The following is a 19,327-nucleotide window of genomic DNA, read 5'->3' as shown; positions in this document are numbered from 1 at the left end:
GCGGCTCCCCTTAAAGTATGGCGTTTATTCAGTAATACGGCGATAAACCACAGGGGTTTCTTCCGGCGCTTTATCACCCAAAGTAATTGCTGCGCGAACCGCATCTGCCGCCAGTTGCCAATCATCTTCATTATTGGCATGAATCACGGTTAATGGCTGTTGGCTGTCAACACGGGCACCCAGACGGGCCATGTCGGTAAGACCAACACTGTAATCAATAGAATCAGTTGCCCGACGACGGCCTCCGCCAAGGGAAACCACAGCCATACCTAGGGCGCGGGTATCCATGGCAGTGATAATACCCGGCCGCTCGGCAAATACGGGTTTGCTCAACATGGCGGCAGGTAAATAGCTGTCATAGCGTTCAACAAAATCGCTCGGGCCTTTTTGTGCCGCAACCATGCGACCAAAGACTTCCGCCGCTTTGCCGTTATCCAATACCGCTTGCAGTTTGGCTCTGGCATCAGCAGCATCTTGCGCCAAACCACCTGATAGCAGCATTTCGACACAGAGTGCCATTGTCACTTCCAGCAAGCGTGGGTTACGGTACTCTCCGGTCAGGAAGCGCACCGCTTCGCGCACTTCAACCGCATTACCGGCACTGGAAGCCAATACCTGATTCATGTCGGTCAACAGCGCAGTGGTTTTACAACCCGCACCATTTGCCACACTCACGATAGCCTGTGCTAAGTCTTCAGATAACTGATAAGTCGGCATAAAAGCACCTGAGCCAACTTTAACATCCATCACCAGCGCATCCAGACCTTCAGCCAGTTTCTTCGCCAGAATAGAAGCGGTGATCAGTGGGATGGAATCCACTGTGGCGGTAATATCACGGGTGGCATAGAAGCGTTTATCCGCCGGTGCCAGTGAGCTGGTTTGACCAATAATAGCCACACCGACATCCTGAATGATTTTGCGAAATGCACTGTCATCAGGGAAAATATCAAAACCGGGGATAGCTTCCAGTTTGTCCAATGTTCCGCCAGTATGTCCCAAACCACGGCCTGAAATCATTGGCACATAGCCACCGCAAGCGGCAACCATCGGGCCAAGCATCAGAGAAGTTACGTCGCCGACACCGCCGGTGGAGTGTTTATCCACAATTGGGCCGTTGAGGTTGAGGCTCTTCCAGTTCAGTACCGTGCCGGAATCGCGCATTGCCATGGTGAGCGCCACGCGTTCAGGCATCGTCATGTCGTGGAAATAGATGGTCATTGCCAAAGCAGCAATCTGCCCTTCGGAAACCACATTGTCGCGAATACCATTGATAAAGAACCGAATTTCTTCTTCGCTCAGTGGCTGACCGTCGCGTTTTTTACGGATAATTTCTTGTGCCAGAAACAAGGCATCCCCCTGCTTGACGTCAATATGGAAAAAGCTGCACTGCGGCAACCTAGCCCGCAGTGCATCTGCTCAGTGCAATCACTGTGAAAACGATTAGTAGCCGCTGGTTTTGCTGTCGCTTTGATGACCCAGTGTTGTCAACAAGCTGCCTAACAGACTGGAGGCACCAAAACGGAAATGGCAAGCATCAGCCCAGCCTTCACCCATCAGTTTATCGGCCAGTTGCAAGAACTGTGCGGCATCTTCAGCGGTGCGTACGCCCCCCGCCGGTTTGAAGCCGACGGTTTTCTCCACACCTAAGTCACGAATAGTGCGCATCATGATGTCGGCACTTTCCAGCGTGGCATTGACCGGCACTTTACCGGTAGAGGTTTTAATGAAATCAGCCCCCGCTTTGATAGCAATCTCGGAAGCCTGACGAATTAAATGTTCTTGTTTTAATTCACCCGATTCAATAATCACTTTCAATAACACATTCGCGGCAGCGCAGGCTTCTTTGCACACTTTCACTAATTCGAAGCCCACTTTATCGTTACCAGCCATTAAGGCGCGATAAGGGAAAACCACATCCACTTCGTCGGCACCATAAGCAATCGCCGCACGGGTTTCAGCCAGTGCAATAGCAATATCATCATTGCCATGTGGGAAGTTGGTCACCGTTGCAATACGGATCTCAGGTGTCCCCTGCTCACGTAATGTCTTACGAGCAATAGGAATAAAGCGAGGATAAATACAGACTGCCGCAGTATTGCCAGCAGGACTTTTAGCCTGATGACACAAAGCGATGACTTTATCGTCGGTATCATCGTCATTCAGGGTAGTTAAATCCATTAAACTCAGCGCGCGTTTGGCATAATCATTCAGATTCGCGCAGGCGGTTAAATCGGTCATAAAACTCTCCAACACTTTTCAGCTTCGGCACATTGCCAAAACTGAGCATTTATTTATGAGCGGGCAAAGAGACCGGCTTGGTCTCTCTGGTAATTAAGCTCAATACGTTGGCGAGCGGACTTGGTTCCTTGAAGATAGCCCCACGGATAACACCCTGGGTAGCAATTGAGATCCATCTCACCGCACTAACTCATAACTCTATTTGAACACGTTACACAGCCATGAGATGTGTTCAGATTCACACTAATCAATAGTAACTTGTAACGAGACTAAATTATATGTGATTAAAGTCACAAAATAACCTGATTTATGCCCTACTGACAATAAATGCCCACTCGCATCAAGAATAGCTTATAGGCAGGAATCCACCTGATTATTGGCATGAGCCACAAGACAATTAGGCGTTAGTCGCGCCGATAGTTTGGGGCGGGCAGCGCACCAGAACCGCAGCATACACACAGTATGTGACGGTGATGAGCACTGCCCAACGTCCCTACTTATTAATGAATAATATCCAGTAAATTAGTCTAATCAGAGAGCCAAGAAGAAGCCGGCAATAGTGGCGCTCATCAAATTCGATAATGTCCCTGCGGCCACCGCTTTCAGACCAAAGCGCGCGATGTCATGGCGCCGACCAGGCGCCATACTGCCGAGTCCACCCAACAAAATGGCAACAGACGACAAGTTGGCAAAGCCACACAATGCGAAGGAGATTATGGCTTTAGAATGTTCAGATAGCACCTGCAAACCAGCCGCTCTAACTAGCTCTTCGGACTGGAGATACTGACCGAAGTTCATAAATGCCACAAATTCGTTCACGATGATTTTCTGGCCGATAAAGGAACCTGCCACCATCGCCTCACTCCATGGAATGCCGATCAGATAAGCAATAGGTGAGAACACCCAGCCCAGAATCAGTTCCATCGAGAGTTGTGGGTAATCGAACCAGCCGCCAATACCACCCAGAATACCATTGAGCAATGCAATCAATGCGATAAAGGCTAATAACATCGCCCCGACATTCAACGCCAGTTGCATACCGGACGCCGCGCCAGATGCCGCTGCATCAATAACGTTAGCCGGGCGCTCATCTTCAGCAATCAGAGTGGTAGCATCGACGGTATCATGGGTTTTTTCAGTCTCTGGCACCATCAATTTAGCGAACAGTAACCCACCGGGTGCCGCCATAAAGGAAGCCGCAATCAGGTACTCCAGCGGTACGCCCATCTGCGCATAACCGGCCAATACTGAACCGGCAACCGAGGCTAAACCACCACACATGACAGCGAACAATTCAGATTGGGTCATGGTAGCGATATAAGGACGCACCACCAATGGAGCCTCTGTTTGCCCAACAAAGATATTGGCAGTTGCAGAGAGGGATTCGGTACGCGATGTCCCCAACAGCTTTTGCAGCCCGCCGCCTAATACCCGAATAACCAGCTGCATCACGCCGAGGTAATATAAAACGGCAATTAATGAAGAGAAAAATACGATGACGGGCAAGACTCGCAGCGCAAATACAAAACCACCGCCGCCAAAGACTTCAAACATTTTGTCGGAAACTAAACCGCCAAACATAAATGAAATACCGTCATTACCATAAGCAATAACGTTCGCTACCCCTTGAGACATACCACCCAGAATACGACGGCCAATTGGCACATATAATACCAGTGCGCCAACCCCCACCTGGAGAATAAAGGCCCCAGCCACAGTGCGGATATTGATCGCCCTAAAATTACTGGAAAGAAGTACGGCTATTAATATCAGTACTGCCATCCCGACTAAACTCATGAGCATGTCGATAATCCTGTTAATGATTTATATTTAAATAATGTTTGTGGGGGGGATTATACCGGCATGATCTCGCTATCAAACAATCTCTGTCACAAATAAACACAACTGGAAGCAACTGTAAGACAGTTAATGTGATGGCAGTCACATTAAAGCGAGAGGCAAAGTGGAAGCAAGCTAACTATTAGCCTGTTTTGTATATTGTGGCTTAGGATCTACGAGGTGAATTTCTTGACCGGAGGTAGTCGGAATAAGCGCTGGCTATTTTCTAATAACTGAGCCGCAATCTCCTGTGGCGCTTCAGGACGTAATTCGCAGAGTACATCAAACACATTTGCCGCCCGCTCAGGCCGATTGGGTTGGCCCTGAAAACCGGCAAGTGGCATATCTGGAGCATCTGTTTCGAGTAATAATGCTGATAACGGCAATGTCGCCATCACATTTCGGGTTTTCTGCGCCCGCTGATAAGTGATGGTTCCACCCACGCCGATGTAATAACCCAAGCGAATGAATGCCTGCGCTTGCGCTAAACTCCCGGCAAAACCATGTACCACGCCGGTGCGTGGCAACGCGGCTTTACGCAATGCGGCGGCCAGTTGATCGTGTGAGCGGCGTGAATGCAATATAACTGGCAGGTCATGTTGCCTAGCGAGCTTCAATTGGGCGTGCAATAAAGCAAGTTGGCGTGATAGCTGCGGCTCATCCATATAGAGATCCAGACCAATCTCCCCCACAGCAATCAGTTTGTCAGTTTTATCCGCCAACGATGCGGCCAATATGGCTAAGTCAGCGGTTTGATGTTGCGCAATATAGAGCGGATGCAGGCCAAGTGCGGCAAAGAGCTGCGGATAATTTGCCGCCAAATCAACAATGCGAGGAAAGTAATCGGCACTGACCGCTGGCACAATAATTTGCCGGACATTCGCCTGTGCCGCACGCGCTAAACTGGCAGTTTCCGCGCCACTGAATGGCGGGAAATCAAAATGACAATGCGTATCAACAAAATAGAGTGAGTCGGAAAAACACGGCATCTGCCCACAAGTCTGTACCATTATGCCGTATCGCCTTTAGTTTTCTCCGCCCCCGCAGGCAAGATAATCTCTCCTGGCAGCGATTTCTTTTTGCCCCGTGTCGATGCCGGAATAATCAGCCCGCTGTCTGCCACAGTCATCTGAGGGGGAAGGTGACTTTCCGCAGCCTTTACTGCATCAACCGGTGTGATGATATCTGGCGATTGATTGATATCAAAAGAAGAATCATCGGCATCAATTAAGTCGGCCATATCGTCTGGCTGATTAATATCTTGTGGTTGGATCAATCGGCGAGAGAGAGAAATTGTGCTTTTCTCACCTCTGATATCAGAGAGTTCCAACGAATCCTTTGGCAGTAACCAGTGACCGACCGTTGCCAGGAAATAGCGGCCACAACGGCGACCTAGATGATAATCACGATTTAGTGCCGCAACCCGGCTACCCAACGCATTACTGGCGAGGGGCTTAGGAGGGAAAATTTCGAAAATACGTAGATCACCCGGTGGCTTCTCAATAAATTGCTGAATGCGATGATAGCTCTGCTCATGTTGCTGCATAATGCGCACCAGTTGCTGCAAGCTACTTTCACTCAGCCAGTGTTCCATCCGCTTCATCCATTGCGGCGTATAATAAGCCTGAGAAGGAACAGTGCGGATAACCACAATGGTATCCGCTCCACGTCGATAAGCTTCTTCGACGGGAATAGCGTCACTGATACCGCCATCTTGATAACTTACGCCATCTAAATCAACGCCTTGGCGATACAGTCCTGGAATGGCACTGGATGCCTTGATAGCGGGTAACCAGCTTTCTCGGGTTGGGGATATATAGGTGGGTTCGAAATCATCGCTGCGGCAAGCGCACATGAGAAATTCACGACCATTTTGGAGATGCTGCTCGGCACTTTCTATTGCCAAAGGTAGCTGCTGGGAGGTGATATCCACCAGCCAGTCCAGATCAATTAAGTGACCACCACGCACAAAACGCAGCGGATTGAAGAAGTTAGCCGTGGTGGTGTAGCGGGTAATCACGCGGCGAGCATAGCCGGGTTGGCCGCAGATAAAAGCCGAGAGGTTTTGCGCCCCCGCAGAAGTACCAATCATCAGATCAAAAGGGTTAAAGCGGGCGCGCTGGAATTCATCCAGCACACCGGCTGTAAAAATTCCCCGCTGCCCGCCGCCCTCGCACACCAGCGCCATTTTACCGGGCTGGTATGGCTTATAGGCGAGTGGCTCAATATTACCGAGCGTGATAGGTATTCTGTATCCCACCATCCATCCTTAATTCCGTTACAACAGGCGTTGAGAATACCTCTTCTTACCTTTGCTGTAACCCTCACGCCTAACTAAAGCCGCTTACGTCCTGTAAACAAACTGATGAGGAATAGGATAATACCCACGACGAAGACAACTTTTGCGGCCCAGGCTGCCGTACCGGCTAGCCCACCAAAACCTAATGCCGCAGCGATTAACGCAATGACCAGAAATATAATGCCCCAGCGAAACATAAGCTTCTCCTTACCATTTGAAAAATGACTTCATAAACTCTCGTTCAAAAATCATTCTTTAATCACCTCTGTCTATTTAACAGTAGCGCATATAACAGAAGTCGTATTAGTTGGGTTTATTGGATGAATTATTGGGCTGATGGGCTTATTAAAAGGTATTTCGTGGATAATATTGCTGCCCACGAAATACCCATCAGCCAGATAATAATTAAGGCTTGATGCTAAGGTCGTTTTTAACGCTTTTCACGCCTTTAACGGCTTTAGCAATGCTTTCTGCGCGCTCGGACTGCGCTTTATTCTCGACATTACCGGACAACTGCACCACGCCATCCGTCGTCTCTACTGTTACTTTACGTGACGGTACGATGTCGTCTGCCAGTAATTTGGCTTTGATTGAGCTGGTTGTTGCCGCATCACCCGCATATTCGCTGACAGATTGTGTTTTCTGATCTTTCACATGTAGCTTATCGCTAACGGATTTAACACCTTCAACATTACCGGCGATTTCAACCGCGGTTTCAGCTTCAGCCTGAGAAGTCACGAAACCAGTGAGTGTGACAACACCATGGTTAGTTTCGACTGAGATATCAGTGCTTTTAAGGGACTTTTCTTCCAGCAACGCACTTTTCACTTTTGCTGTTGCCGCGCTGTCCCCCATGTAATTATCAACTTTCTTCATGGAACTATCGAGTTTAGCACCGGTACTGTCCACAGCGTTGGAGGCTTTATTTAGCATAGTGTCTTCGGCGAACACGCTACCACTCATAAGCGCAGTACCTAAAACAACAGCCATCACTGAACGGGCAAATTTTGTGTTTGTCATCGATTTCTTCCTTTTTTGTTTTGAATTCCAAATCGGATATAACACCCCAATTTGCGAATTCTTACGCCACCTTATGTGGGTGGGCATTTGATGAATACTTTACGATTACTGCAGGTTAACCGACCTTAATTTGATGCAAGTCAATCCTGCCGGTACCTATAAAGATAGAGCATCTCGGAAGAAATACAGTCGGAATCGGACTAAAGTCAGATTTTTATCACTAAGTGAGAGTTATCTTAGAGAGAAAATAGTGAGGGAAATTAATGATTCGGGGTACTGAGTACCCCGATAGAATGCGGCTTACGGCTCGATTAATGCTCGCGAGTTTTACGGAAACGAACTTCCGGATAACGTTCTTGCGTAATATTAAGATTAACCATAGTTGGGGCAATATAGCTCAAATTATCACCGCCATCTAATGCCAGATTAACCTCATTCTTACGTTTAAACTCTTCGAATTTCTTCACATCATCACATTCAACCCAGCGAGCAGTTGAAACGTTAACCGACTCATACACCGCTTCCACGTTGTATTCGCTTTTCAGTCGTGAAGAAACCACTTCAAACTGCAAGACACCAACGGCCCCAACAATCAGATCGTTGTTGGTCAGTGGACGGAAGACTTGCACCGCGCCCTCTTCGGACAACTGCACCAATCCTTTCAGCAATTGCTTCTGTTTCAATGGATCACGCAGGCGAATACGACGGAACAACTCAGGGGCAAAGTTCGGAATACCGGTGAACTTCATATCTTCACCTTGAGTGAAGGTATCACCAATCTGAATGGTACCGTGGTTATGCAAACCGATAATGTCGCCAGCATAAGCTTCTTCAAGGTGCGAACGGTCGCCCGCCATAAAGGTCAGAGCATCGGAAATCACTACGTCTTTTTTGGTGCGAACCTGACGCAGTTTCATGCCTTTTTCAAAACGACCGGAAACCACGCGCAAGAAAGCAACACGGTCACGGTGTTTCGGGTCCATATTGGCCTGAATTTTGAAGACAAAACCGGTAAATTTCTCTTCAGCCGCCACCACTTCGCGCGTGTCTGTTTTACGTGGCATTGGCGCGGGGGCCCACTCAACCAAGCCATCCAACATATGGTCAACACCAAAGTTACCCAGTGCCGTACCAAAGAAGACCGGTGTTAAGTCACCAGACAGGAAAGCTTCATGATCAAATTCATGAGATGCGCCCTGAACCAGCTCCAGCTCCTGACGGAACTGTTTAGCCAAGTCTTCACCCACCGCAACATCCAGATCCGGGTTATTCAGCCCTTTAACAATGCGCACTTCTTGGATGGTGTGGCCTTTACCGGTCTGATACAGGTAAGTTTCATCTTTATAAAGGTGGTAAACCCCTTTAAATAACTTACCGCAGCCAATCGGCCAGGTTATCGGTGAACAGGCAATCTTCAGTTCACGTTCGACTTCATCCAACACTTCCATTGGATCACGGATATCGCGGTCCAATTTGTTCATAAAAGTCAGGATTGGCGTATCGCGCAGACGGGTAACTTCCATCAGCTTACGGGTCCGGTCTTCTACCCCTTTCGCCGCATCAATCACCATCAGACAGCAGTCAACTGCGGTCAAGGTACGATAAGTATCTTCGGAGAAGTCTTCATGCCCCGGGGTATCAAGCAAGTTAACCAGACAGCCGCCATACGGAAACTGCATCACGGAAGTCGTGATGGAGATACCACGTTGCTTTTCCATTTCCATCCAGTCAGATTTGGCATGATGGCTTGAGCCACGGCCTTTTACCGTACCGGCGGTCTGAATGGCGTTTCCGAACAGCAACACTTTTTCGGTAATAGTGGTTTTACCGGCATCGGGGTGAGAAATGATCGCGAAAGTACGTCTTTTCGCGACTTCCTGTGCATATTCACTTGGAGACATAGTTTGAATTTTCTACTTTTAGGCCGCCCTGCTCTGGCATTACATCGGGTGTAATGCGTGATTCAGGAAAGCGGGAATCGGTGTTATAGCGCGGTATTTTCCCTGATTTAACCGGGATAGACAATTTATTATCCGTAAAACGGCGCTACCCCATAGGTAACGCCATCATAATGGCATCTTCGCGCCCATTGACACTGGGATAATAGTTGCGGCGCACGGAAACCTCGTTAAACCCGAGGCTTTCATACAAGGCTATCGCGCCTGCATTTGAGGCCCGAACTTCAAGCCAAAGTGTGAAGATATTACGTGTTTCCAACTGCGCAATCACATGTTCAAGCAGCAAACGACCATAACCCTGGCGCTGATGCTGTGGGTCAATGGCAATATTAAACAGCGTGGCTTCATCCAATACCATTTGGGTAATAGCGAAGCCGACCATGTGCTGATCAACAGTCAACTTGAAATTGAGATAGCGCTCACCTTGATTACTGGCTAAGGTTTTTTCCGTCCACGGAAAAGCGTGGCTGGCTTGCTCAATTTGATACGCTGTGGCCAGATCGGCTGGCGTCAGGATAGAAATCTGCTTCATGATGACAAATCTGCTGCCAAAGTGCGCGCTTAGCGCTCGCGTCTTGATAAAGTCCTGCCAGTGCCGGGCTGTGTAATTGTGCACCTGCAACGGTAAGTGGTTCACTGATGCCCAATCGCCAACTATTACACTGTGTTCTTTCGGGTAACATCGCCACCTGGTCCAGTGTCAGCACATAAGCCTGACCTGGAGTAAGCCCCAAGCTGCGCAACACATCGCACAACAGCGGGTCATCGCGTTCAGGAAGCGGGTCTGCCACAATTAACAGGCGGGTATCTTCGGGTAAGTGTATCGCAATTTCACCCTGCAAGACGGCTGGGCGGCGCAATGTCCACTGCGTGATGCCAAGCTGTTGTAACAGTAAGTCTCGTCTTGATGCCATGCCCTTTCCTGTCAAAGCAACCCCCTATTTCGACGCTATGCTAGCAAACCCATCGAACATGCGCCAACAAACCTCTAGTTAAGGGATATCAGCAGGTCATATTTAGCTAATCAGTTTCAGATCTGTTTTACGTAAGCGCTTTTGTTCCTGATAAAAATTCTCATGGGAACTGAGACTTAAAAGATACAATTCAATTTTCTGTTCAACCCAACTGTAGCCCAACAGCGTCAACTGATGATTGAGTTGAAACTTATGCACGCGAAGGTAGCTCAGGTCGCCTTTCTTTAGCTCCCCCATTTCCGGGTTAGCAATAATTCGCTCGATTTGATCTTCAACAACAGTCAGTTGCTGTTCAGACAGCCGACTCAACGCTTTAGCGAAACGGCCACTTTCATAAACATCAATCGTCTGCCCGCTTGGTTCTTCTGACATAACGTGACACCTTCTTATTTTCGATTTCGCTTTTTGCCAGTAAGGTCTCCAGAATAAAGCTGTAAGGCAAATCAGGATTATCCTCAGCGATACGACCAATCTTTGCCCAGTGCTCGATCTGCTTTGGCACGCTGCGGCTCGATGCTTCTGCGTGAATTTTAACGTCAGCGACAAAATTCTCATCAAGACGAATACTGATGGCCATTGCTTTACTCCTCTTTGCGCAATTTTTAACGTGCGTAGCTGCACTTTTCGTGGTGTAAAACGCCCTGCTTAGCGAACAGATTACACACCACCAGATAATGCGACAACAGTCCACAAAATGCAACAAATTGTCGCAATCAAGCTATCAGTTATGAGTCTAAAAAATACAAAAATAGAGGTTGGGCCAACAAACCTCTATAATCCCCGATTATATTATTGAGGAGCCAAAGACTGATGTCAGCATTAACCCCAGCCAGTGAAGTGATACTGCGCCATAGTGATGAATTTATAGCCCGCCACGTGTTGTTTGCCGGTGATTTACAGGATGCGCTGCCAGCGCAATTTGATGCCGCCGGGGTACGGGTTCACACCAATCAATATCACCACTGGCAATTACTGAGCAATACGCTGGAAGAGAATGTTCAATTCGGTCTTTTGGCGACAGCTGAAACCGTCGCCACCTGCGACACGCTGGTTTATTACTGGCCAAAAAGCAAACAAGAAGCCCAGTTCCAACTGGCTAACCTGCTCTCTTTATTGCCAGTCGGCAGTGATATTTTTGTGGTGGGTGAGAACCGCAGTGGCGTGCGCAGCGCAGAAGAAATGCTGTCCGATTTCGCACAACTGACCAAGATTGACAGTGCTCGGCGTTGTGGTCTTTATCATGGCCGCCTGGATAAACAGCCAGAATTTGATGCCGATGCCTGGTGGGAGAGTTATCAGGTCGGTGATGTGACAGTGAAAACATTGCCCGGGGTATTCAGCCGCGATTCACTGGATTCGGGTAGTCACCTGCTGCTGTCAACATTCAGCGAGCCGTTTAAAGGCAGCGTGTTGGATGTCGGGTGTGGTGCCGGGGTATTAGCATCGGTTCTGGCGCAGCAATCACCCAAAATCAAATGGACACTAAGTGATGTGAGCGCAGCAGCCATTGAATCCAGCCGAGCTACATTGGCGGCGAATAATATTGAAGCGCAAGTGATTGCCAGCAATGTCTACTCTGACATTAAAGGCCGTTTCGAGATGATTATTTCAAATCCGCCGTTCCATGATGGGATTCAAACCAGCCTGACTGCGGCTGAAATGCTGATCCGCGGGGCGACCGCACACCTGCATGTGGGCGGTAAATTACGTATCGTGGCGAACTCCTTCTTGCCTTATCCTGCGCTGCTGGATGCCGCATTTGGCAGCCATGAAGTATTGGCACAGAATGGCCGGTTTAAGGTGTATCAGGCAACTGTCGGGCGCCCGCCACGTGACCCTAAGAAAAAACGTTAATAATTAGGCGTTAAGATAGACCATCCCTTCTGCGCCGTAGCGCTCACCCGCTGCGGCATGGAAGGGGAATACTGCATCAAGCGCCGCCAACTCTTGCGGGCTGAGCACCACATCAACTGCGGCTAAATTCTCTTCCAAATAAGTTCGGCGTTTGGTTCCAGGAATTGGCACAATGAAACTTCTCTGCGCCAGCACCCAAGCCAATGCCAATTGCGACGGTTTAATACCTTTCTCTTGCGCCATTCTCGTCACTGTATCGGCCAATGTCAGATTCAGGGCAAAGTTGTCTCCCTGAAAACGTGGATTATTACGGCGAAAATCATCAGCAGCCAAATCATCCGGGCTACGAATCGCCCCAGTGAGGAAACCCCGCCCCAATGGACTATAGGCCACAAACCCGACACCTAAACGTTCACAGGTTGCCAAGACCGATGTTTCGACATCGCGCGTCCATAGTGAGTATTCACTCTGTACTGCGGTAATCGGGTGTATCTGATGGGCTTTTTCTAATGTTGCCGCTGAGACTTCACTCAGGCCGATATAGCGAATTTTTCCGGCAGTGACCAAATCAGCCAACGTACCAATAACCTCTTCCACTGGCACACTTGGGTCACCACGATGCTGGTAATAAAGGTCAATAACATCGACCCCCAGTCGCTTCAGGCTGCCATCAATAGATTTACGGATATAATCGGGATGACTGCTCACTCCCCGAACGGCCGGATTTGCCGGGTCACGTACAATACCAAACTTAGTAGCTAAGAAGACTTGATCACGTTTTCCCTTAATTGCCCGTCCCACCAACTCTTCATTGGTAAATGGACCATACATATCAGCAGTATCCAGCAGAGTGACGCCCAGTTCCAGCGCACGATGCAAGGTGGCGATGGATTCATTGGCGTCTTGATTGGTGGAGTAAAAATCACTCATTCCCATGCAACCAAGACCGAGAGCAGAAACCAGCGGACCATTTGAGCCTAATTGACGTTGTTGCATTGTGATATTCCCCATTAGTGATGTCGGAATAAAGTGTGGTTGTTTCGCTGAGAAAGATAAATAATGCAGATAGCTCACCACTGTTCAAAAAACGCCAACAATGGGCAGGTATAGTTAATAAGCAGGTATAGTTATGGACCAGATACAAGCCATGCGGATTTTTGTCCGCATTGTTGAGTTGGGCAGTTTCAGTCGTGCCTCAGAAAAACTGCAATTGCCTCGCGCCACCGTCAGCCATACGCTAAAGCGGCTTGAACACCGGTTGGGCGTCCGCCTGCTGATTCGCACCACCCGTCAGGTGAATATTACCGCCGAAGGCACCCTCTATTACCAGCGCTGCCTGCAATTACTGTCAGCCTTTGAAGAGGCCGACTCGCTATTTAGCCATCAGCGGCTGCAACCGGAAGGAAAAGTGCGTATTGATATGCCCCATTCGCTAGCGCGCAATGTGGTTATCCCGGCACTGAGTGATTTTTATCAGCGCTATCCGCATATCACACTGATTCTCGGAGCAAATGACAGCACCATTGATTTGCTGCGTGAAGGCGTGGATTGTGTGTTGCGGGCTTGGCTGCCCCATGATGAACAACTCGCGGCGCGTAATATTGGCCAACAGCCACAAATAACCTGTGCCTCTCCAGCTTATCTCGCCAAATATGGCGTCCCGACCTCACTCGACGATTTGACGGGCCATCAGGCTGTGGGCTATTTCTCACAGTTAAATAGCCGCGATTACCCATTGGAATTTGTTTATCAGGGGAAAATTGAAAACCGCGTATTGCCCAGTATTTTGAGTGTCAGTGGCGCAGATGCCTATATCGCGGCCGGTGTGGCGGGCTTAGGGCTGATTCAAGCACCCACACCTGGAATTCACCACCAATTAGCACAAGGTGAGCTGATTGAGGTATTACCCGCTATGCCGCCACCGGCAATGCCACTGTTTATTATGTTCCCGCCAGGGCGTTTTTTGGCCCCCAGAGTCAGAGTCCTAATTGATTGGCTAATCGAGTTATTTGCCCATTACCCACTTGAATCCCCCGAGACAGAGAACAGAGCTTAAAATTTCAAATACTTGAGTAATCAAAGCAATTGCTCAACATATGATGCTTTTTACAGCAAACGTCCCGCTTAGGGGAAATAAGTATTGACCTGAACGTGAAAATCTCTAGAATTCGCCCCCGTGGTTGCATCAAAAAAGTCATGTTTCCGGTACGCGATGGTGGCGGAATTGGTAGACGCGCTAGCTTCAGGTGTTAGTGTTCTTACGGACGTGAGGGTTCAAGTCCCTCCCTTCGCACCAAACATTTCTTTCTCAATGAGCAACTTCAGCAGTAAAGATTTATATTGCACAGCACATGCGATGGTGGCGGAATTGGTAGACGCGCTAGCTTCAGGTGTTAGTGTTCTTACGGACGTGAGGGTTCAAGTCCCTCCCTTCGCACCAAGCTGGTGATATAAATCCTAAGTTTTATTCTCTGCAAGATAGACAGTAAGAAATCATTTGGGCGATGGTGGCGGAATTGGTAGACGCGCTAGCTTCAGGTGTTAGTGTTCTTACGGACGTGAGGGTTCAAGTCCCTCCCTTCGCACCACGATGATTTCAGTTATTGTTGCCGCTATAGTTATTGCCACCATAAATTATTATTCACTGTAATAATCAAATTCCACCGCCATTTCAGGCAAAAAATCCTATCTATCAATGTATTCCGTTATGCATCAGTATTGCAGCCATGCCGCCTAATAGTGCCAGACAAGATGGTAATAACAGGAAATGCCGCAATCGAGCATGATACAGCATGCTGACGGTTGCCAGCATCGCAACGATGATCAGCACTCGTAACTCACCCACCGTGATATCAGCCCAGCCCAACACCGGTAGCAAAGCAAAAGGCAGTAAAATTCCCCACCCGCTGGACATCGTCCGACTCAATAAGCCACTTATCCCCCATGAACGGTAAGCTGCTAGTCTGGCTGTAATCATAATGACGGCCGCCTAAGTGATAATGATAACCAATATCATATATCACTACAGAAAAATCTGCACTAGGAAGTTGTTGGTAGAAAACGACTGATTTGCCAGGAATAGCTTGGTTGATGCAGCCTAAAGATAAGATTTAGAGGAGTAAATTGATTAGTTGATCGACATCATGATGACAGGTCGAAACAAAAATGGTAATTTTGATTAAGAAAATTCCTAAAACAATATAAAAAGCTTCAAACAAAAATAATCACTTAGAAGAACCATTTATCGTGATGCCTGAATAAAATGGCCTCATGAGGATATTGTTTATTTGTCTACTGACAGCGCGCCATTATGCAGAGTGAATTGAATATGAATAGCCATTCCTACGATCAGCTACTGAAAAGTAAGCATCGGCTCTCTTTACTGCTTTTTCTATTTCTTAATGCAGCGTCAGCTATTTTCAGTATGATATTACCATCACCTGAAACGCCAGCGGTGACATTGCCGATTGTTATGATCACGGTTATAAGTCTCAGTGCGGCCGCTTATTTGATTTTTATTTCGAAGAATTATGTCGATAAATTGAATTTATTTTCAATTATGATGGGGCTGCTCTGGGCCTGGCAAATCATTCTTAAATACGAATATCTGGGTACTAATGAAAATAATTACTTATTACTCAGTTTGTTTACCATTTTCTTCATCAGCACTATTGCGCTGTCTGATAACTTTCTCGCCTTTTGTTTGCATACCGCCCCCTCTGCATTCACCGTTATTTGGCTGGATGATTTCCAGAATATTTTCCGCATTATATTCACATTAATGCTGCCTCTGATTGGTTTTTCTTTACATCATTTGCTGATGCGGCGCAGTGATGAATTCACCCGAAAACTTGTAGCCCATCTGTACAATGAGCGAGAAAAATTCAGTGATTTAAGTATGATAGACCCTTTAACCGGCTTATATAACCGCCGTGGATTGGAGAATAAACTCGAAACCCTCTTAGCCCAGTCCCCCGGCAATCACTATGTGCTGCTGCTCGATATCGACCATTTTAAGGCCTACAACGATAACTATGGTCATACCATGGGAGATCAAGCATTGGTGCGAGTTGCGGCTGCTATTCGTGATGCCGTACGTTCGCGGGACATCGTGGTGCGCTATGGTGGTGAAGAGTTTTTGGTGTTATTGACACATGTGAGTGAAGAGTACGCCAGTCAGTTAGCTGAACGAGTGCGCCAACGTGTTTTAGGGCTTGATATTCCACATGTTTTTAATCATAAAGTCTCCACGACTGTTACCTTGAGTGCAGGGATTTCCCCATTACAATCCTATGATCTGGCCTCTTCGCTCAAGGCCGCAGATGAAGCACTTTATCGCGCCAAGAAAAATGGCCGTAATAACGTTGCCTTTGCCGAGGAAAAACTATCAAGTGCCGAGCCTTCGCCTTGATAAAATCACTGAACATAATGCTCAACTATTATTTGAGCGCCGAATAGTTGAGTTTAATACTATTATATTTCTCTTTCACTCCGTTATTAAACCGTGTCATCACATATAAAAAAATAAATCGCTGGTTAATCTGTTGGTAGATAGCATCTATTTAAGTTAATCATTCTACTTAAGCCAGTCATTCTACGCCCGTAGATCAGAACATTATTAGTTCTTAAATCATAATATGCTCTATTATTCCCATTTAAATTCCCACCTAGCGGCCAGATAATGCAGCGTTATGCACCAATTCATGGCGTGAATAATATTCATATTATGTAAATCAGAATAATGATTCTCATTTATATTAAAAGAGACAATTCAGACAGGAAGGGGGATACGGTGGTAGCACGAGAAAAATACATAAGCCCAGCAGATGTTTAACCCACCGGGCTTACCGTCAGCGAATCTATCAACAACCGCTGACGGCGCTACTATCAGAAAGCAACCGACCCTTGGACAAAGAAGGTTCTTGGCTCGCCAACATACTTGCCGGAGTTATTATCATTGGAGCGTGTAAAATAGCGCTGATCAAACAGGTTTTTCACCCCTGCACCCACCGTCAAATTAGACCAAGCTGGTCCGAAATTATATTCAGCACGGGTATTCCACACCATATATCCGGGAATTCGGCCAAACTGACCATCAGCACTTTCGGCCGTAATATATTGTGGGCCAGACCCAGGGGATTGCTGCTGAGATTGTGCATAGCTATCCAGATTCCAAACCCAGTTACCGGTTTCATAACGAGTGCCTAGGGTATAGACCTCGCGTGAATAGAACGGCAAATCTTTACCGGCGAAATCACCGCTTTTGGTGGTTGCTTTGGTGTAGGTGTAGCTGGAGTAAACACTAACCCCATTCAGTAGCGGATTAAATTCGCTCAAATCATAGCTAAATGCCAGCTCCACGCCTTCGTGAGAAGTCGCCCCCAGATTTGTCCAGCCGATATCATTGCTGATGTATTGCAGCTGATTATCAAAATCGATGTAGAACAGAGTCAATTCACCGGTCATGACCGTGTCATCGAAGCGGGTACCAATTTCATAACTATGGGCTTTTTCTGCCGTCAGCCCCGGAGCGGGTGCATTACCATTTCCGCCTTTACTGAGCTGGAAATACTGCATGCTGCCGAATGAAGTGTTGGCATTGGCGAACAATTTCCATTCATCAGACACATGGTACATCACGTTAAGTGATGGTAGCGGCTCGCTGTATTGCTTTTCTCGTCGGGTATTAGCAAAAGAGTCATCCACATTGGTGCGGATATTCTCATAGCGCAGACCCGGTGTGATCGTCCAGTCGGAGATATTGATAGCATCATCGATATACACTGCATGGGCTTCAGTGCCGCCCGAAGTGTGCTGATAATATTGTGGTGTGGCGGGTGTTGACGTTACGGTGGCCGGGTTATACCAAGGGGAGCGGTAGGCTTTCTCATCCATGGTTTCATTTAGGTAGCGATAACCCAGAGTCACCTCATGGGAACTGCTGCCCATTCTGAATAACTGTGAATAACTCGGTTCAATCGCATAGGTGGTGTAATTACGTGGGTAAGCCACCATCCGTTTCTGACCAAGGCTGGCCCCTGTGCCTTCAGATTCAATATTACTGCCACGGAAACTTTTGGTGAAATAGGTCAGCAATTCAAACTGTTTATCATCTTCCTGATGAGTATATTTGAATGACATATCACGGCGACGGCCATCAAACTGATCATAAGGTCGGGTAGACTGGAAAGGATTCTCGGCATATTGCGCGCTGGTCAGCCCGCCCGGCATGCCAGCATGCGCTTCGTAATAGTGGAAGTTTGCCTGCAACACGTCATGTTCAGTTAACTGATAACGCGTTTTCAGCATAAAGTCATCGATATCAGTATTGTCGTTATTATCACGATACCCCTGACCATGCAGGCCAGAATAGAGCAATGCCGCGCCAAAGCCATTATCTGCGGTACCGCCTAATGAGGCGCTGCTCAGCGTTTTTAACCCACCGTGATTGGCACCCTGCGTCTGTGCACTCACCGCACCACTGAAATCTTGCGGAATAGCTTTGGTATTAAAGTTGATGATCCCGCCCACATTTTGCGGCCCATAGCGCACTGCGCCGCCACCGCGAATCACATCAATCGACTGTAAATTACCAATCGACAATGGGGCCATAGAGAGCTGCGGCTGGCCATAAGGAGCGACCGCCAGTGGGATGCCATCCATCAAAATGGTCGAGCGAGGCGACAAACGAGAGGTCAACCCACGCACTCCAACATTGAGTGAAATGTCGCTGCCACCAGTACCATTGCTTTCGCGCACCTGTACTCCGGGAATACCACGTAATGAATCGCCAACCGTTTGAGCCCCCTTTTCGTGAATGCGTTGCTGGGTAACGATAGTACGGGCTCCCGGGTGATTCAGAACAACCGTGCTGTTATCAGTATTATCCAGCCAGTTACCAACTACTGATAGCTGGTCGTTTTTATCTGTTTGGGATTCAGAGGGTTGAGCAGTCACTGGTTGGGAGGACTTCTCTGCGGCAAAAACAGGTAATGCCAGCGCGACAGAGGCGGCCAGCAGGGACAGACGGGCAAACGTTAACATTTTGAGCCTATTGCGAAAGGAACTGTGTCTAATTGTTTTTTTTGGAAACGCTAATCTTAATGATTACTCTTACCAAGTAAATCAATTTTGTCGCCGATAGG

At 47.8% G+C, this 19,327-nt stretch carries 18 protein-coding genes and 3 tRNA genes; 6 read left to right on the top strand and 15 right to left on the bottom strand.

The genetic code is table 11. The annotated features are described in order from the left end of the window. Positions 1 to 24 precede the first annotated feature (24 nt). From deoA to N0H69_RS03065, 12 genes are all read right to left on the bottom strand, one after another. On the bottom strand, positions 25 to 1,347 hold the full coding sequence (gene deoA, locus N0H69_RS03120; RefSeq protein WP_050109518.1) for a thymidine phosphorylase: 1,323 nt from the start codon (positions 1,345 to 1,347) through the stop codon (positions 25 to 27). A 93-nt stretch (positions 1,348 to 1,440) separates the two neighbouring features. Continuing rightward, positions 1,441 to 2,238 carry a deoxyribose-phosphate aldolase gene (deoC, locus tag N0H69_RS03115; RefSeq protein ID WP_050121634.1) on the bottom strand — a complete coding sequence of 266 codons (798 nt, stop codon included), beginning with the start codon at positions 2,236 to 2,238 and terminating at the stop codon, positions 1,441 to 1,443. Positions 2,239 to 2,769: 531 nt separating this feature from the next. Continuing rightward, the gene (locus tag N0H69_RS03110) at positions 2,770 to 4,041 is read right to left on the bottom strand and encodes a NupC/NupG family nucleoside CNT transporter (protein WP_072077402.1); all 1,272 of its coding nucleotides are present in this window, start codon (positions 4,039 to 4,041) and stop codon (positions 2,770 to 2,772) included. A gap of 209 nt (positions 4,042 to 4,250) precedes the next feature. Continuing rightward, the gene (locus N0H69_RS03105; RefSeq protein ID WP_050145547.1) at positions 4,251 to 5,087 is read right to left on the bottom strand and encodes a TatD family hydrolase; all 837 of its coding nucleotides are present in this window, start codon (positions 5,085 to 5,087) and stop codon (positions 4,251 to 4,253) included. Further along, a complete protein-coding gene (locus N0H69_RS03100; RefSeq protein ID WP_151420019.1) occupies positions 5,087 to 6,340 on the bottom strand; it encodes a patatin-like phospholipase family protein in 1,254 nt (417 codons plus the stop codon). Before N0H69_RS03100 ends, N0H69_RS03105 begins: the two co-directional genes overlap by 1 nt. A 71-nt stretch (positions 6,341 to 6,411) precedes the next feature. Continuing rightward, positions 6,412 to 6,573: a DUF1328 domain-containing protein gene (locus N0H69_RS03095; protein ID WP_004389381.1), complete on the bottom strand. Its 162-nt coding sequence runs from the start codon at positions 6,571 to 6,573 to the stop codon at positions 6,412 to 6,414. A gap of 208 nt (positions 6,574 to 6,781) precedes the next feature. Then, a complete protein-coding gene (gene osmY / locus N0H69_RS03090) occupies positions 6,782 to 7,396 on the bottom strand; it encodes a molecular chaperone OsmY (protein WP_050109523.1) in 615 nt (204 codons plus the stop codon). A 311-nt stretch (positions 7,397 to 7,707) separates the two neighbouring features. Beyond that, complete coding sequence (gene prfC / locus N0H69_RS03085) at positions 7,708 to 9,297, bottom strand: peptide chain release factor 3 (protein WP_050109524.1); 1,590 nt, start codon at positions 9,295 to 9,297, stop codon at positions 7,708 to 7,710. A 145-nt stretch (positions 9,298 to 9,442) separates the two neighbouring features. Next, positions 9,443 to 9,886 carry a ribosomal protein S18-alanine N-acetyltransferase gene (gene rimI / locus N0H69_RS03080; RefSeq protein WP_050109525.1) on the bottom strand — a complete coding sequence of 148 codons (444 nt, stop codon included), beginning with the start codon at positions 9,884 to 9,886 and terminating at the stop codon, positions 9,443 to 9,445. Next, the gene (locus N0H69_RS03075) at positions 9,831 to 10,268 is read right to left on the bottom strand and encodes a DNA polymerase III subunit psi (protein ID WP_050150379.1); all 438 of its coding nucleotides are present in this window, start codon (positions 10,266 to 10,268) and stop codon (positions 9,831 to 9,833) included. The genes rimI and N0H69_RS03075 overlap by 56 nt, the downstream gene beginning before the upstream one ends. A gap of 102 nt (positions 10,269 to 10,370) precedes the next feature. Further along, a complete protein-coding gene (locus tag N0H69_RS03070) occupies positions 10,371 to 10,700 on the bottom strand; it encodes a type II toxin-antitoxin system RelE/ParE family toxin (protein WP_050150380.1) in 330 nt (109 codons plus the stop codon). After that, positions 10,669 to 10,905, bottom strand: coding sequence for a TA system antitoxin ParD family protein (locus N0H69_RS03065; RefSeq protein ID WP_050109528.1), 237 nt, complete (start codon positions 10,903 to 10,905; stop codon positions 10,669 to 10,671). The genes N0H69_RS03070 and N0H69_RS03065 overlap by 32 nt, the downstream gene beginning before the upstream one ends. A 233-nt stretch (positions 10,906 to 11,138) precedes the next feature. Between N0H69_RS03065 and rsmC the strand changes: the two genes are divergently transcribed. Continuing rightward, complete coding sequence (gene rsmC / locus N0H69_RS03060) at positions 11,139 to 12,182, top strand: 16S rRNA (guanine(1207)-N(2))-methyltransferase RsmC (RefSeq protein WP_050121638.1); 1,044 nt, start codon at positions 11,139 to 11,141, stop codon at positions 12,180 to 12,182. A gap of 3 nt (positions 12,183 to 12,185) precedes the next feature. On the opposite strand, the gene N0H69_RS03055 is transcribed toward rsmC, so the two are convergent. Continuing rightward, a complete protein-coding gene (locus N0H69_RS03055; RefSeq protein WP_050150383.1) occupies positions 12,186 to 13,178 on the bottom strand; it encodes an aldo/keto reductase in 993 nt (330 codons plus the stop codon). Positions 13,179 to 13,311: 133 nt separating this feature from the next. Here N0H69_RS03055 and N0H69_RS03050 point away from each other — a divergent pair, with 133 nt between their 5' ends. From N0H69_RS03050 to N0H69_RS03035, 4 genes are all read left to right on the top strand, one after another. Continuing rightward, positions 13,312 to 14,238: a LysR family transcriptional regulator gene (locus N0H69_RS03050; protein WP_050150385.1), complete on the top strand. Its 927-nt coding sequence runs from the start codon at positions 13,312 to 13,314 to the stop codon at positions 14,236 to 14,238. 153 nt (positions 14,239 to 14,391) lie between these two features. Then, a tRNA-Leu gene (locus N0H69_RS03045) sits at positions 14,392 to 14,478 on the top strand. 57 nt (positions 14,479 to 14,535) lie between these two features. Beyond that, a tRNA-Leu gene (locus N0H69_RS03040) sits at positions 14,536 to 14,622 on the top strand. Between the two features lie 61 nt (positions 14,623 to 14,683). After that, positions 14,684 to 14,770: transfer RNA gene (locus tag N0H69_RS03035), tRNA-Leu, on the top strand. Positions 14,771 to 14,874: 104 nt separating this feature from the next. On the opposite strand, the gene N0H69_RS03030 is transcribed toward N0H69_RS03035, so the two are convergent. Beyond that, positions 14,875 to 15,159 carry a DUF1435 domain-containing protein gene (locus N0H69_RS03030; RefSeq protein ID WP_050109532.1) on the bottom strand — a complete coding sequence of 95 codons (285 nt, stop codon included), beginning with the start codon at positions 15,157 to 15,159 and terminating at the stop codon, positions 14,875 to 14,877. A gap of 333 nt (positions 15,160 to 15,492) precedes the next feature. On the opposite strand from N0H69_RS03030, the gene N0H69_RS03025 reads away from it, so the two are divergent. Beyond that, on the top strand, positions 15,493 to 16,593 hold the full coding sequence (locus N0H69_RS03025; protein WP_050109533.1) for a GGDEF domain-containing protein: 1,101 nt from the start codon (positions 15,493 to 15,495) through the stop codon (positions 16,591 to 16,593). 476 nt (positions 16,594 to 17,069) lie between these two features. Here the strand turns inward: N0H69_RS03025 and N0H69_RS03020 are convergent, their stop codons facing one another. Then, positions 17,070 to 19,226: a TonB-dependent receptor family protein gene (locus tag N0H69_RS03020; RefSeq protein WP_050121639.1), complete on the bottom strand. Its 2,157-nt coding sequence runs from the start codon at positions 19,224 to 19,226 to the stop codon at positions 17,070 to 17,072. Between the last annotated feature and the right edge of the window lie 101 nt (positions 19,227 to 19,327).

Source organism: Yersinia alsatica, assembly GCF_025133195.1.
Lineage (GTDB): Bacteria > Pseudomonadota > Gammaproteobacteria > Enterobacterales > Enterobacteriaceae > Yersinia > Yersinia alsatica.
The sequence above is the reverse complement of the archived record's forward strand: the minus strand, read 5'-3'. Positions and strand labels throughout refer to the sequence as shown.